This window comes from Prauserella endophytica (genome assembly GCF_005146945.1).
Taxonomy (GTDB): Bacteria; Actinomycetota; Actinomycetes; order Mycobacteriales; family Pseudonocardiaceae; genus Prauserella_A; species Prauserella_A endophytica.
The window spans coordinates 56,907-70,893 of the sequence record NZ_SWMS01000002.1; the positions used below are offsets into that span (position 1 = coordinate 56,907).

The window sequence follows — 13,987 nt, forward strand, 5'->3', positions numbered from 1 at the left end:
GCTGGAGGAGGAGATGATGTTCCGTGGCGACGGCATTGAGCAGGCGATCTCGGACATCACGAAGGGCCGACCGGTCGTCGTCGTTGCCGATGGCGATCGGGACGACGAGGGTGATCTGGTGTTCGCGGCGGCCGCGGCGACCCCGGAGCTCGTCGCGTTCGCGGTCCGGCACACGTCCGGATTCGTCTGCACCGCACTGCCCGCCCAGGCCGCGGACCGGATGCGGCTCCCGCCGATGACGGCCATCAACCAGAACGTTCGCGGAACGGCCCACGCGGTCACGGTGGACGCGCGTGACGGGGTGACCACGGGGATCTCCGCCCGGGACCGGGCTCGCACGATCAGGTTGCTGGCCGACCCCGGCGCGTCGCCGCACTCGTTCGCCCGTCCTGGCCACGTCGTACCACTGCGTGCCTGCCCTGGCGGGGTGCTGCGCAGGCCCGGGCATACGGAAGCAGCGGTCGACCTGGCCGGGTTGGCGGGGTGGGCGCCGGTGGCGGCGTTGAGCCGCATCGTCTCACCGGCCGACGACCGCGGCATGGCTCGCCTCGACGAGCTGGCCGTCTTCGCGAAGGACCACGACCTGAAGTTGGTCACGATCGCCGACCTTGTCGAGTACCGGAGGCGCGCCGACCCGCCGAAGGCTCTGGGTGATGACCCGGATCATCATCCACTTGGGACACCCGGCTGCGACTGCGGTCGAGCCGATCTGCTGGCACGACCGGGCCAGGTCGCGTCCCGGCGGTGATGACGGGCCACGCGCGCCGACCCACCGAACTCATCGAGGGAGGTGCTGCGAGCCGGTGTGAGATCGTCAGCCACCAGGTCGATGGCTTGGCCGGCCTGTCTTGCTCTGGAACGCGAGCAGCGGCATCCGCGCCGGGCCCGGCTGCCGGTGGAGCCTGACGGGCCGTGCGTGGCGCCGGGGCGGACGTGCTGGTCGTCCACTTCGGACACCGCGGCGTGGATCGTCCACCGACCTGACTCCGCGCCGAGCACCATGATCTTGGCCTCGATCGGCGGACACCCGGGCTCGGCGCGGGCGAGCTGCCGCACGGTCGCGGACGCCCGCGGATCCAGACCCAGGCTGGCGCGCACGAGGTCGGCGATCCCGCGCGCGGTCGTCGCGACCGGGCTCGGGCGGGTTCGATCGGCCAGGTGCGACGACGGCCGGCACAGGGGGAGGGCGATCAGCGCTTTCGATCGCGCTGCAGTGGTGCGGGTCACAGGCGAGGGGCCGCTGTTCGCCCACAAATGAAGACGTCTTCATGTGTTCTGTTATCGTCGGGGAGTCGTCCGTCGTCCCCGGAGGTGACTCGTGGCCACGTCGCCCAGTGCCACGCTGACTCGCTCGGCGTCCGCTCGTCCGGCCCTGCCGCCCGTGCGTAGGACTCGACTGTGGGCCTTGCCCGAGGTGCGCTGGGCTGCGGCTGCGCTCGCGTTGTTCCTGGCCGGGCTGGCTGTCCAGCTTCTGGGCGGCCCGTCCGGGCTGTCGTGGGCGTTGTATCTGGCCTGCTACGTGACCGGAGGCTGGGAGCCCGCCTTGGCGGGCTTGCGGGCGCTGCGGGACAAGACCCTCGACGTGGACTTGCTGATGGTCGCCGCGGCGATCGGGGCGGCGTCGATCGGCCAGGTGATGGACGGCGGGTTGCTGATCGTCATCTTCGCCACCTCAGGTGCCCTGGAAGCGCTGGCGACCGCGCGCACGGAGGACTCGGTGCGCGGCTTGCTGGACCTGGCCCCCGACACCGCGGTTCGCGTGACCGAAGGGGGCACGGAGGAGACCGTGCGGGCCGCCGACCTGGTTGTCGGTGATGCGGTGCTGGTGCGGCCGGGGGAGCAGGTGCCCGCCGACGGCACGGTCGTGGCCGGGGCCAGCGAGGTGGACCAGGCGACCATCACGGGTGAACCGCTGCCCGTGGACAAGGCGGCCGGGGACGAGGTGTTCGCGGGCACGCTCAACGGCACCGGGGTGTTGCGGGTGCGGGTCGACCGGCGTGCCGAGGACTCGGTTGTGGCCCGCATCGCCGGGCTGGTCGAGCAGGCCAGTAGGACCAAGGCTCGTACTCAACTGTTCATCGAGAAGGTGGAGCAGCGCTACTCGATCGGCATGGTGATCGCCACCGTCGCCCTGTTCGTCATCCCGCTGTGGTTGGGGGAGCCGCTGCGGGAGTCCTTGCTGCGGGCGATGACGTTCATGATCGTTGCCTCGCCGTGCGCGGTCGTGCTGGCGACCATGCCGCCGCTGCTGGCGGCGATCGCCAACGCCGGCCGGCACGGGGTTCTGGTCAAGTCCGCGGTGGTGATGGAACAGCTGGGCACGACCACCCGGGTCGCGTTCGACAAGACCGGCACGCTGACGCGCGGCACGCCCGAACTTGCCGACGTCCGAGTGCTACCCGGTGGGGAGCTCACCGCCGAGCAGGTGCTGCGCTATGCCGCGGCCGCTGAACATCCCAGTGAGCATCCGCTGGCCGCGGCGATCGTGCGCGCCGCCCGGGCCCGACGCCTCGACCTGCCGCCCGTTGGCGAGTTCCTCGCCCGGCCGGGCAGGGGCGTGTCCGCGCGCGTCGACGGCTCCCTGGTCCAGGTGGGTTCACCGGCCGCGCTGCTCGATCCGGGGTCCGCGGGGGACACCGCGCGGGAGGTCGTCGACGGCATCCAGGCGCGTGGCCACACCGCTGTGGTCGTGCTGTGGGAGCACCGGCCGGTGGGCGTGCTGGGTATCACCGACCAGGTCCGCGAGGAAGCCGAACCGGCGGTCGCCGCCGTCACAGAGCTGACCGGCGCCGCTCCCGTGCTGGTCACGGGCGACAATCAGGTGACCGCCGCCAGGTTGGCGAGCCAGGTCGGCATCACGGACGTGCGGGCGGAGCTGCTGCCGGACGACAAGGTCACGGCGGTCCGCGAACTGCAGGCGCGGGGGCAGCGGGTGGCTGTGGTCGGCGATGGCATCAACGACGCGCCGGCCCTGGCGGCCGCGCACACCGGTATCGCCATGGGTGGCGCCGGGTCCGACCTCACCCTGCAGACCGCCGACGCCATCGTCGTGCGCGACGACCTGACCACGATCCCCGCCGTGATCGCACTGTCCCGCCGCGCCCGTCGCGTGGTGGTCGCCAACCTGGTCATCGCGGGCAGCTTCATCGCGGTGCTGGCCCTGTGGGACATCCTCGGCACGTTGCCACTGCCGCTGGGGGTGGCCGGGCACGAAGGCTCCACCGTGATCGTCGGTCTCAACGGGCTGCGGCTGCTGCGCTCGGCGGCCTGGAAACGAGCACACTGCCCCCCAAGGCCACCTTTGTTGCGTTGAACGCAACAAAGGTGGCCTTGGGGGACCCGAGCGCCACCGCCCCACTGCCCGACGGCCTCCACGAGCGTGCGGTTGCGCGGCCGCACGCCGACGCCGACACTGGGCCGGCAAGCCGGTGAAACGGAGCTCGGGATGAAGGTGTCCAAACGCGGCGTGGGCATGCTCATGCTGGTGCTCGTCGCGATCGCCTGCGCTGCGGGAGCCGTGTGGCTGCTGGTCGGCGGCTATTGAGGCGTGGTCGTTTCGCCTCGCGTGCTCCGCCGGGCGCGGCCTAGCTACAGCCGAGTGTGACCGTACCGAGGTGGGCGAATCGCGCCGTGATCGACGAGCCGGGTCGTGCGGGCACGGCATCGGTGAGGCCGCCGGTCAGCACGATCCAGCCAGGTTCGAGCGCGACACCTCGCTCCCACAGCGAGTTGGCCGCGAGTGCCAGGGCCTCCGCGGGGTGTCCCTGGACTGCCGCGCCGGTCGCGGTGTCGACGATCTCGCCGTCGACGTCGAGGACACAGCCTTCCAGTTCGAGGGCGAGCTCCTCCGGCCGGCGTGCCTGCGCGCCGACGAGGAAACCCGCGGAGGAGGCGTTGTCGGCGACGACGTCGGGGAGGGTGAACTTGTAGTCGGTGTAGCGGCTGTCGATGACCTCCAGTCCGGCACGGACCTCCGAGACGGCTGCCAGCGCCTGGGTGGCGGTCACGCCGGGGCCGGCGAGCCGGTGGCCGAGCACGAACACGATCTCTGGTTCGACCCTGGGGTGGATCAGGGCCGCCGTGTCGAGGGGTTGGCCGGCGGGGAGTGACATCCGGTCCGTGAGCCACGCGGTGAGCGGCGAGTCGATGTTCATGCGTCGCTGCTTCGCGCGGGAGGTGAGACCGAGCTTGACTCCGACGACCTGCTCTCCGTTCTCGGTCTTGTGGTCGATGAGCCGGTGCTGGACCTGGTAGGCCGTGCGCAGATCCAGTTCCGGCCATTCACTGGTGATGGGTGGCCGCTCGGTGCGCGCTCGCTCGGCTTCGGCGAGGACGTGTGCGGCGTGGTCGACGGTCCAGAGCGTCAACGGCTTAGCCCTTTCACTTCCGCGAGGACGCCGGTCCACGCGGTGCCGGTGGGGTATACGGGTTCGAGGTGCTGTACGCCAGCGAGAATGACGAGCCGCGCGGCGGCGTCCAGGTGGGCAGAACGGTCCATCAGCCCCGTCCGAGGAACCGCATGGCGTTGCCCGCCAGCAGTTTCCCCCGCTGCCTTTCGGTGAGGAACCCGGCTTCGTGCACGACCTTCCCCACCGGACGTTCGCCGAGTGGGTACGGGTAGTCGCTGCCGAGGAGGACCTGATCGTCGCCGAGGGTGTCCACGAGCAGGCGCAGCGCCGCCGGGTCGAACACGACCGAGTCGGCGAAGAACCGGTGTGTGTACTCGCTCGGCGGCCGCTCGGACCGGCCCCGCACGAGATCGCCCCGGCGGTGCCAGGCGTTGTCGGCGCGGCCGAGCCAGAACGGGAAGCTCCCGGCGCCGTGTGCGAAGCACAGCCGCAGCGTGTCCGGGACGCGGTCGAAGACGCCGCCGAGGATCATCGCGAGCACCGACAGGTGCGTCTCCGCCGGCATTCCCGTGAGCCACCGAGCCATCCAGCGGTCCAGCCGGGGCCCGCCGGGCATGTCCCATGGGTGCACGAACACCGGCGCTCCGATGGAGGCGCAGTGCTGGAGGAACGTGACGATTCCCGCGTCGTCGAGGTCCTTGTCCCCCACGTGGTTGCCGATCTCGACCCCGGCGTGCCCTGCGGCCAGGCACCGGTCCAGCTCCTCGCACGCCGCGTCCGGGTCCTGCAGCGGCACCTGGCAGAACGGGACGAACCGATCGTGCCCGGCGAGGGTCTCCAGCGTGACGTCGTTGAGGATCCGTGCCGCCTTGACCGCTTCCGCCGCGGGCCGGTCGTAGCCGAAGAAGACCGGCGTGGGCGACACGACCTGCAAACTCACCCCGTCGTGGTCCATGTCCACGAGCCGGGTCGAGGGGTCCCACGCCTGCGGACCCGCGGGCCGGAACTCGGTCTCTCCGACCATGATCATCGCGTCCCGCTCGGAGTCGATCCGCAGCCACGGCCAGCCCGGCCCGAGGTCGGGCCAGCCGTGGGGCACCAGATGGGTGTGGACGTCAACGACCTCAACGACACTGTCCGCCATGCCGGACTAGCCCTTCCCCGGGTGCAGGGCGCCGCACGCGTCGCAGGTGCGAGCTCGTTCGTCGGCATAGAACTTCTCGAACACCGGCGGCAGGTCGGCCACGATGTCGCGGACCTGTAGCTCGACCTCGTGCAGCAGCGCGGAGCAGTCCGGGCAGTACCACTGGAACTTCTCGAGGGTGCCCTCCTCGCGGACCCGCTCGATGACCACGCCGATCGAGCCGGGTTCGGGTCGTTGCGGGGAGTGGGGGAGGTTGCCGGGCAGGAGCCACATCTGGCCCTCTCGAATGTGCACCGTTTGCACGCCCTTGTCCTCGGTGACGACGTTGACGTGCATGTTGCCCTTGACCTGGTAGAAGTACTCCTCGTAGGGGTCGACGTGGAAGTCGGTGCGCTGGTTGGGCCCTCCCACCACCTGCACGATGAAGTCCTGACCGGCCGGGAACATCTGCTTGTTGTTCACGGGCGGGCGCAGGTGGGACTCGTTCTCCTTGAGCCAGCCCGGAAAGTCGATCGGCTCGGTGAGCTGTGTCATCGCTCGGCTCCTTCCCGCAGCGTTCCTCGGGCACTGGGGGACATGCGATGCTCGCGTGCCGTCTTCGGTGTCATCGTTCCTCCTCGGGGATCCGTGCGATGGCGGAGATCTCGATCAGCAGGTGCGGGTGGGGGAGCTGGTGCACGGCGACGGTCGTGCGGGCCGGACCGTTCTCGTCGAAGAACCGGCCGTAGACCTCGTTGTAGCCGCCGAAATCGTTCATCGACACCAGATACGTCGTCACCGACACCAGGTCGCCGAGGTCGGCGCCCACCTCGGCGAGGAGGTCGCGGATGTTCTCGAGCACCGCCCGCGTCTGTACCCGGATGTCGAGCGTCGTGGTGCCCAGCTCGTCGACGCTCGCGCCTTCGATCGTGTTGTCGGGCCTGCGGCTGCTGGTACCGGACACGTAGGCGAACCCGCCGGACACCTTGACGTGGGGGAACCTGCCCCGTGGTGTCGCCTTGCCCGCGACGGTTCTGGCCTGGCTCACGGCCGTCCTCCTTGGAAGTCGACGCACACGTTGGTGGTCTCGGTGTAGAAGTCCAGTGAGCGGTGCCCGCCCTCACGGCCGATCCCGGAGGCCTTCATCCCGCCGAAGGGGCTGCGCAGGTCCCGGAGGAACCAGGTGTTGACCCACACCAGCCCCACGTCCAGAGCGGCTCCGGCACGGTGCGCGCGGCCGACGTCGCGGGTCCAGACGGCGGCCGCCAGCCCGTAGTCGCTGTCGTTGGCCAGCGCGTAGGCCTCCTCTTCGTCGTCGAAGGGCGCGACGTGGCAGACCGGGCCGAAGATCTCCTCGCGATTCGTGCGCGCCCCCGGCGGCAGCCCGGTCAGCACGGTTGGCTGCACGTAGGCACCGCCGTCGCGTTCGTCGCCGAACACCGGCAGTCCGCCGCCGGCATGCACCGTGGCGCCCTCGGCCTTGGCGAGCTCGTAGTAGCCGAGCACCTTGTCGCGGTGGGCCCGCGAGATGAGCGGCATGGTGGTCACGCCGTCGTCGGCGGGCAGACCGAACCGCAGCTCGGACGCGTGCGCCGCGAGCCGCGCGGTGAACTCCTCGAACACCGGCCGCTGCACGTAGAGCCGCTCGGTGCACAGGCACACCTGCCCGCCGTTGGTGAACGACGACCGCGCGGCGCCCGCCACAGCGGCGTCCAGATCGGCGTCGGCGAACACGATGCCCGCGTTCTTGCCGCCCAGCTCGAACGACACCGCCTTCACGCCGTCCGCGGCCGCCTTCATGATCGTGCGGCCGGTGCCGGACTCGCCGGTGAAGGTGATGGCGTCCACGCCGGGGTGGGTGGTGAGGAACTCGCCCGCGGAGTCCGGACCGAACCCGTGCACGACGTTGTAGACGCCGCGGGGCACCCCGGCGGCGGCCATGATCTCCGCCAGGAGCGTGGCCGACGACGGCGTTTCCTCCGACGGCTTGACCACCACCGCGTTGCCGCAGGCGAGCGCCGGCGCGACCTTCCAGGTCAGCAGCAGGAACGGCAGGTTCCACGGCACGATCACGGCGACCACGCCCACGGGCTTGCGGACGGCGTAGTTGAGCGCCTTCCCGCCACCGGGAGCCGGGGTGAGGAACGACTCGCCGGGCACGGTGCTCACCATGTCGGCGAACGCCCGGAAGTTCGCCGCGCCCCGGGGGATGTCGAGTGTGCGGGCCTGGCTCACCGGCTTGCCGGTGTCGGCGACCTCGGCCGCGACCAGGTCGTCGAAGCGCCGCTCGATCTCGTCGGCCACCCGGCGAAGCACGGCCGCGCGGTCCAGCTCGCTCGTGCGGCCCCATGGCCCGTTCAGGGCTGCCCTCGCGGCGGCGACCGCGGCGTCGACGTCGTCGCGGCCTGCTTCGGAGACCTCACCGAGGATCTTCCCGGTGACCGGGCTGGTGTTGGCGAAGGTACGGGCGGAAAGGGTGAACTCGCCGTCGATGTGGTTGCGAACGGTCACGGTTTCCTCCTGGCCTGGACGACCCCGCCCGCGATCGCCGCGGCGAGCCCGAGCCCGGCGGCCGCGAGCACGCGGTGCTGGGCGCGGACGCGCCGCCGCACGCGGTCGTAGGGGGTGGTGGAGAACGACACCAACTCGTACCGCGAGACATAGCGGCCGGGCGCCAGCCGTTCGAGCGTGTGCTCGATGCGCTTGCCGAGCCGGAACAGCGGAGACGCGACCTTGTCGCGCATCTCGACGAAGTTCGCCAGGGCCATCTGGGCGATCGCCTCGGTGTCGGCGCGCCGCGACGACTCGAACATCGGCAGGGCTCGCGCCCAGTTCCCGCCGGTGCGGTCGAGGCACTGGCCGAGCACCACGACGTCCTCGAAGGCGCAGTTCGCGCCCTGCCCGTAGAAGGGGACGATCGCGTGGGCGGCGTCGCCGATGAGACAGACCCGCCCGGACTGCCACGGCGCGCATCGCACGGTGCCGAGCAGGCCGACCGGGTTGTGCTGGTAGTCGTCCACGAGTCCGGGCGCCAGTCGCGGCACGTCGGGGTAGTGCTCGGCGAAGAACCGCTCGATCGCCGCCGGGCTGGACAGGGAGGCGAACGCGGAGGTGCCGCTGGTGGGCCAGAACAGCGTGCAGGTGAACGACTTGTCGGGGTTGGGCAGTGCGATCATCATCGACCGTCCGCGTGGCCAGATGTGCAGGGCCCGCGGGTCGAGCGCGAAATCCCCGTCGCGGGGCGGGATCGTCAGCTCCTTGTAGCCGTAGTCGAGGAAGTCGAGCGTCTCGGTGGTCACGCCGTGCGCGACCAGCTGACCGCGGACGGCGGAGCCCGCCCCGTCGGCCCCGAGGATCACGTCCGCCCGGGCGCGTACCTCGCCCGCCGGTGTGGCGAACGTCAGCTCGCCGGTCACCGGGTCCAGGCCGGACAGCCGATGTTCGAACCGGATGTCCACACCGGACTCGGCTGCATCCAGCAGGATGTTGTTGAGGGCGCCCCGGCTGATCGAGTTGATCGCGCGCTCGCCGTCGGCGCTGTAGGGCTGGAAGTCCAGCTCTCCGGTGACCGGGTGGATCATGCGCCCGTACATGGGCAGCGCGTCGGCCAGTACCTGCTTGTCCAGCCCGACCACGCGCAGTGCGGCCAGGCCGCGCTCGGACAGCGCCAGGTTGATCGAGCGGCCCCGCTCGGCAACGCCGCCACGCGGGTCGGGCCGCCGCTCGTACAGGACGACGTGCTCGCCGCGCTGGGCGAGCACACAGGCCAGCAGGCTGCCGGCGAGGCCTCCGCCGACGACGGCGATCTCGCTCATGGCCGGTCTCCGATCACGGCGGCGAGCGCGGTCGCGGCTCGCCAGCAGTCGTGGTAGGTCGAGTAGAGGGGGACCGGCGCGATCCGCACCACGTCCGGGTTGCGCACGTCGGCGCAGACGCCGTGCTCGGCGCGCAGGCGGCGGGCGATCGTGGCGGCGTCGTCGACGCGCAGTGACAGCTGGCACCCGCGCCGGTCGGCCTCGCGCGGGGTGAGCAGGGTGACCGGTCCGTTCGCGACGGTTTCGTCCAGCAGCGTCTCCAGGTAGCCGGTGAGGCGGAGGCTGCGCGCCCGGAGGGCGTCCATGCCGATCTCGTCGAAGATGCGCAGTGACGTGCGGACCGGGCTCATCGCCAGGATCGGCGGGTTGGAGATCTGCCATGCCTCCACAGTGGACGGTGGGCGAGACACCGGCGCCATCTCGAATCGGGTGGTCTCCTCGGTGCTCCACCAGCCCTCGAACCGCGGCAGCCCCGGATCGCCGTGATGCCGCTCGTGGACGAACGCCCCGGCGACCGCGCCGGGACCGGAGTTGAGGTACTTGTACGAGCACCAGGCCGCGAAGTCCGGGCCCCAGTCGTGCAGCCGCAGCGGGACGTTGCCCGCGGCGTGCGCGAGGTCCCAGCCCACGACCGCGCCCGCGGCGTGCCCGGCGGCGGTGATCGCGGGGATGTCCAGCAGCTCACCGGTCAGGTAGTTGACCCCGCCGAGCAGCACCAGCGCGACCGTGTCGCCCTCACGCGCGAGGAAGTCCAGCACCTCGCCGGTGCCGAGGCGGACGACCGTGGTGTCCGGGTCCAGGCCGTGGAACCGCGCCTGGCTGCGCACCGCGTAGCTGTCGGAGGGGAACGTCGAGTCCTCGATGAGGATCTTGGTGCGCCGTCCACGCGGCCGGTAGAACGACACCATCAGCAGGTGCAGGTTCACCGTCAGCGAGTTCATCACCACGGTCTCGCTCGGCAGCGCACCCACGAGCCGCGCCGCGGTCTCGGTAAGCAGCGAGTGGTAGGGCAGCCACGGCCGCCGAGCCTCCAGATGCCCCTCGACGCCGAGCCGCGCCCAGTCGTCGAGGTCCTCCAGCAGCTCCGCCCGCACCGCATGCGGCTGCAACCCCAGCGAGTTCCCGGCGAAGTAGGCCGTCTCGGCGTAGCCGCCGCCGTCCGCGGGCGGGATCGCGAACCGATCTCGGTACCCCGGGTCACCGAGGTCCAGCTCGCGGGCCCCGGCTTCGGTCGTGTCCATCAGTTCATCACCGTCCTGGCCGAGAACAGCTCGGGAAACACCACCCGCTCCATGCTGCGCCGCAGCCACGCCAGGCCGCTAGAGCCGCCCGTGCCGACGCGGGCACCCATCGAGCGCTGCACCGCCTGGAGGTGGCGGTAGCGCCAGTCGCCGAACTGCTCGGCCACCTCGGTCAGGGCCTCGCCGAGCATCCTCAGGTGGTTGCCGGGTCCGGGGTCGTCGTAGATCCGTACCCAGGCGGACTCCACGGCGGGGTCCGGCGTGTGCTCCTCGGCGAGGTCCCGGCTGAGCACGGAGCCCGGGACGTCGTGGCCGTGGCGGGCGAGCACCCGGATCACGTCGTCCCACAGGCTCGGCGCCGCGAGTGCGTTCTCCAGGTCGCCGTGGACGGCGGGGTCGTTGCGGAACGGCCGGATCAGCGACGCCGTCTTGAGTCCCAGCCGGAACTCCAGCTTCCGGTACATCGCCGACTGGAACCCGGACCCCTCGCCGAGAAGGTCGCGGAACCGGTTGAAGTCGCCCGGCGTCATCCAGCGCAAGGTCTGCCAGCCGGCGTTGAGCCCCTCCAGGTGCAGGGCGGCGCGGCGCAGCGGGAGCAACGACTCCCACACGTCGTCGGCGCGCAGCCGCTCCTGGGCCACGCCGAGTTCGAAGTGGACGAGTCCGAAGTAGAGTTCCATGACCTGGCTGATCATCAGGAACGACATCTCGCCCGGGTCGTCGCTCAGTGTCCGCTGCAGGCGGTGCAGCGTGCTGGCGTGCACGTAGTCGTCGTACGGGACGCGCTCGAAGTCGAGCGTGGGGTCGCCGCCGTTGGCCGCCGTGCGGCGGGTGCGCTCCGACTCGTTCGACGCCGTGACGGCCGGGGTCTCCGAGGTGTGTCGCACGGATCTCCTCCTCTCTGCTGGGTTCTCATGCTCTCAAGGTGAGCACGGGCGTTGAATGGTCTTCTCAAGGCTCATCAGTGGCCGTGCTTGCGGTTCCAAGGTTGTGGGCACGGGTCACTTTCAGATCGGATGCACGGCCTTTCCTTCAGCGAGCTCCCACCGGTGGTGCGCCGGTCAGGGTCGCGGTTCGCAGGAGGAGCCGGACTTCGGGCCGGCGGGCGCCTCGGTCGTGAACATCATGGTGGATATCTTCGTCTGCCGGACGCGCCGACGGAAGGCGGTCTCGAGGGCGATCCGGGCTTTTCACCGTCGATTTCCTGGCATATCCTCCCGATCACTTAACGAACGAGAGGATCGACGGGTGGACGGGATGGACTGGGAGATCCTGCGGGAGTTGCAGGACAACGCTCGGCTGTCGTTCAGCGAGCTGTCCCGCCGGGTGCACCTCTCGGCGCCGGCGGTCACCGAGCGTGTGCGGAGGCTCGAGGAGACCGGGGTGATCACCGGCTACCACACGCACGTCGATCTCAGCAGTGCCGGCTGGACGGTGTCGGCCTTCATCCACATGTCCTGTTACGGCCCGCGCTGCGTGCTGCGGGATCCCGAGGTGGCGGAGTGGCCGGAGGTGCGTGAGATCCACCGCGTCACCGGCGACATGTGCAGCATCCTCAAGGTGGCGGCCGAGTCGATGACGGCCTTCGAAGCGCTGATCGACCGGCTGGCGGTCTACGGAAGGCCGTCGAGCACGATGGTGCTCTCGACGCCGGTCAAGCACACCCGCGTCGTGAGCGTCCAGGACAAGTAGGTCGGGCTGTCCCCTCGCGCACGGTTTTACCTGGACTAAATACTGTGCATCTTGACTATACGCTCGGTACCCGGCTCTAATGGGCCAGTCGCGAGCCCGCCGCTCGCCACGGGTCCGAAATGGAGGGTGATCGCGTGTCCGTCGACTGGCTGCTCACCGGCGGGGAGATCGTCTCCTTCGATCCGGCGACCCCTGCCTCATCGGCGCTGGCCGTCACCGCAGGGCGGGTCGTGGCACTGGGCTCCGACGACGAGCTGGCACCACTCGCCGGACCCGGCACCCGCCGCACCCGGCTCGGCGGGGCGGCCGTGTTGCCGGGCTTCTGCGACACCCACATGCACCTCGAGAAGGTCTCCCACGAGCTCTCGATGCTCGCGCTCGGCGACGCCCGCGACATCGCCGACGTGTGCGAGCGCGTGCGCGAGCGGGCGGCAGACGCCGCGCCGGGCGCATGGATCCGCTGCCTCGGTGACGCCGGGGGCTGGCACGAAAGCAACCTCGCCGAGGGCCGACTCCCGACGCGCGCCGAGCTGGACGCCGCCGCAGGGGACCATCCGGTGTTTCTGTACCGCAGGCCCGACCACGGTGCCCTGAACACCGCTGCCGCGACGGCACTTGCCGGACTGCTCGCGGACGCGGGCGACGGTGAGTGGCAGCCGGACACGGGCCACCTGTACGGGCCACGCGTGCGGCTGGTCAACGACGCGCTGTACCGGCCCGGCGTGCACGAGCGCGAGCAGCAACTCGACCTGCTGGCCCGCGCCTCCCGGCGGCTGCTCGAGATGGGCGTGACGACCGTCGTCGATCCGGGCCTCCCCGCGGGATTCGACGCCGCCTGGCAGCTGTACCGCGCGGCCGCCGACCGCGACGTGCTCGCCCAGCGCGTCCTGCTGATGAACCGCTTCGACTGGCGCGGCGAGTTCGACGCCGAGCTGAACCGTGTCCTGCACAGCACGGCGCTGCCGGGGGACGGCGACGACCGGCTCCGTGCGTGGGCGCTCAAGCTGGTCCTCGACGGTGAGTTCACCGGCGCGTGGCTACGCCCGGCCGAGGAACCCGGCAGCGACCGCAACGCCCGTTACTCGCCGGGCGAACTGCGCACCGTCCTGCGCCTGTGTGCCGAACGGGGCTGGCCGGCCTGCGTGCACGCCATGGGCGGCGGGGCGATCGCCGCCGTCACCGCGGCCGTGCGCGAGCTGCGTGCCGAGGGCGCGGCGTTCACGCCCGGCCAGGTGTCGATCGCGCACGCCTTCCTCATCACCGAGCGCGATCTCGACGCCTGCGCCGAGCTCGGCATCGGGATCTCGGTGCAGCCCGCGCTCGCCTACACCTACGTCCGGGAGATGCGCGCGGTGTGGGGCCCGCTGGCCGAGCAGGCCGTGCCCTTCGGCACCATGGCGCGCCATGGCGCGCGGTTCGCGGGCGGATCCGACACCCACCCGTGCGACCCGCTCACGGGCGCGGCCATCGCGGTCACCCGCAAGGCGTGGGACGGTTCGAGCCTCGGCGAGCACGAGGCGCTCACACCGCACCAGGCGCTCTCGCTCTACGCCCGCGAGGCCGGGCACCACATCGGGCTGCGGGACGTCGGGGTGCTCGCGCCGGGGGCCGTCGCCGACTTCGTGGTGTGGCCGGAGAACCCGCTCGGCTGCGCGCCGGAGGGCTGGCCGTCGCTGCGGCCCGCGCTCGTCGCCGTCGGCGGGCGTCCCGTGTGGATGGACCACGACTGACTCGGTGTCTCGCGGGGACACCGACGGAACGACACGA

11 protein-coding genes and 1 pseudogene are annotated in these 13,987 nt (G+C 71.1%); 4 read left to right on the top strand and 8 right to left on the bottom strand.

The annotated features are described in order from the left end of the window. Window positions 1–13: 13 nt before the first annotated feature. Together ribB and FCN18_RS04280 are read left to right on the top strand one after the other, a co-directional pair. Window positions 14–634 (top strand): annotated as a pseudogene (gene ribB / locus FCN18_RS04275) (3,4-dihydroxy-2-butanone-4-phosphate synthase); the annotation flags it as partial. Window positions 635–1,381: 747 nt separating this feature from the next. After that, the gene (locus FCN18_RS04280; RefSeq protein ID WP_407675766.1) at window positions 1,382–3,313 is read left to right on the top strand and encodes a heavy metal translocating P-type ATPase; all 1,932 of its coding nucleotides are present in this window, start codon (window positions 1,382–1,384) and stop codon (window positions 3,311–3,313) included. A 271-nt stretch (window positions 3,314–3,584) separates the two neighbouring features. Here FCN18_RS04280 and FCN18_RS04285 read toward each other — a convergent pair whose 3' ends face one another. The 8 genes from FCN18_RS04285 to FCN18_RS04320 all read right to left on the bottom strand — a co-directional run bounded on the left by FCN18_RS04285 (window position 3,585) and on the right by FCN18_RS04320 (window position 11,415). Continuing rightward, the gene (locus tag FCN18_RS04285) at window positions 3,585–4,367 is read right to left on the bottom strand and encodes a 2-keto-4-pentenoate hydratase (RefSeq protein ID WP_112273489.1); all 783 of its coding nucleotides are present in this window, start codon (window positions 4,365–4,367) and stop codon (window positions 3,585–3,587) included. A gap of 130 nt (window positions 4,368–4,497) precedes the next feature. Then, entirely contained in the window at window positions 4,498–5,493 is a 996-nt protein-coding gene (locus FCN18_RS04290) for an amidohydrolase family protein (protein WP_113643470.1), read from the bottom strand. 6 nt (window positions 5,494–5,499) lie between these two features. Next, window positions 5,500–6,027 carry a 3-hydroxyanthranilate 3,4-dioxygenase gene (locus FCN18_RS04295; RefSeq protein WP_113643471.1) on the bottom strand — a complete coding sequence of 176 codons (528 nt, stop codon included), beginning with the start codon at window positions 6,025–6,027 and terminating at the stop codon, window positions 5,500–5,502. Between the two features lie 70 nt (window positions 6,028–6,097). Next, entirely contained in the window at window positions 6,098–6,520 is a 423-nt protein-coding gene (locus FCN18_RS04300) for a RidA family protein (protein ID WP_112273483.1), read from the bottom strand. Next, a complete protein-coding gene (locus tag FCN18_RS04305; RefSeq protein WP_113643472.1) occupies window positions 6,517–7,983 on the bottom strand; it encodes a 2-hydroxymuconic semialdehyde dehydrogenase in 1,467 nt (488 codons plus the stop codon). The genes FCN18_RS04300 and FCN18_RS04305 overlap by 4 nt, the downstream gene beginning before the upstream one ends. Continuing rightward, on the bottom strand, window positions 7,980–9,287 hold the full coding sequence (locus FCN18_RS04310) for an FAD-dependent oxidoreductase (protein ID WP_112273479.1): 1,308 nt from the start codon (window positions 9,285–9,287) through the stop codon (window positions 7,980–7,982). The genes FCN18_RS04305 and FCN18_RS04310 overlap by 4 nt, the downstream gene beginning before the upstream one ends. Continuing rightward, window positions 9,284–10,528 (bottom strand): kynureninase, encoded by a 1,245-nt coding sequence (kynU, locus tag FCN18_RS04315; protein ID WP_112273477.1) that lies wholly within the window; start codon window positions 10,526–10,528, stop codon window positions 9,284–9,286. Before kynU ends, FCN18_RS04310 begins: the two co-directional genes overlap by 4 nt. Continuing rightward, window positions 10,528–11,415 (bottom strand): tryptophan 2,3-dioxygenase, encoded by an 888-nt coding sequence (locus FCN18_RS04320; protein WP_112273475.1) that lies wholly within the window; start codon window positions 11,413–11,415, stop codon window positions 10,528–10,530. The genes kynU and FCN18_RS04320 overlap by 1 nt, the downstream gene beginning before the upstream one ends. A 370-nt stretch (window positions 11,416–11,785) precedes the next feature. Between FCN18_RS04320 and FCN18_RS04325 the strand changes: the two genes are divergently transcribed. Beyond that, entirely contained in the window at window positions 11,786–12,220 is a 435-nt protein-coding gene (locus FCN18_RS04325; RefSeq protein WP_228713708.1) for an Lrp/AsnC family transcriptional regulator, read from the top strand. A gap of 134 nt (window positions 12,221–12,354) precedes the next feature. Continuing rightward, window positions 12,355–13,950: an amidohydrolase gene (locus FCN18_RS04330; RefSeq protein WP_158303040.1), complete on the top strand. Its 1,596-nt coding sequence runs from the start codon at window positions 12,355–12,357 to the stop codon at window positions 13,948–13,950. Window positions 13,951–13,987 lie beyond the last annotated feature (37 nt).

Excerpts from the sequence above, each read along its gene's own strand:
- FCN18_RS04310 (WP_112273479.1), bottom strand. The coding sequence starts at position 9,287 with ATGAGCGAGATCGCCGTCGTCGGCGGAGGCCTCGCCGGCAGCCTGCTG.
- FCN18_RS04325 (WP_228713708.1), top strand. The coding sequence starts at position 11,786 with ATGGACTGGGAGATCCTGCGGGAGTTGCAGGACAACGCTCGGCTGTCG.
- kynU (WP_112273477.1), bottom strand. The coding sequence starts at position 10,528 with ATGGACACGACCGAAGCCGGGGCCCGCGAGCTGGACCTCGGTGACCCG.
- FCN18_RS04290 (WP_113643470.1), bottom strand. The coding sequence starts at position 5,493 with ATGGCGGACAGTGTCGTTGAGGTCGTTGACGTCCACACCCATCTGGTG.
- FCN18_RS04295 (WP_113643471.1), bottom strand. The coding sequence starts at position 6,027 with ATGACACAGCTCACCGAGCCGATCGACTTTCCGGGCTGGCTCAAGGAG.